The following is a 255-nucleotide window of genomic DNA, read 5'->3' on the forward strand; positions in this document are numbered from 1 at the left end:
GAGCATTCTGACGGTGGATGAGATCGTGCGGATTGCCCGGGTGGCGGCGGCGGACGGGATCACCACGTTCCGGTTGACCGGTGGGGAGCCGTTGCTGCGGGCGGACATCGTGGAGGTGGTGCGCCGGTTGGCGGCGGTCACTGGCGCGGACGGGCGTGCGGTTCAGGTTGCGATGACCACGAACGGGATCCGGTTGCCGCAGTTGCTGCCGGCTTTGGTGGAGGCGGGGCTTGACCGGTTGAACATCTCGATCGA

General features: G+C 67.5%; 1 protein-coding gene. It reads left to right on the forward strand.

Annotated features, from left to right (window positions below):
* Window positions 1–13 precede the first annotated feature (13 nt).
* Window positions 14–255, forward strand: a 242-nt coding sequence (locus JNB61_RS20755) for a radical SAM protein (RefSeq protein ID WP_374226653.1), incomplete at its 3' end; no start/stop codon positions are given.

This window comes from Microbacterium ureisolvens (genome assembly GCF_019511645.1).
GTDB classification, from domain to species: domain Bacteria; phylum Actinomycetota; class Actinomycetes; order Actinomycetales; family Microbacteriaceae; genus Microbacterium; species Microbacterium ureisolvens_A.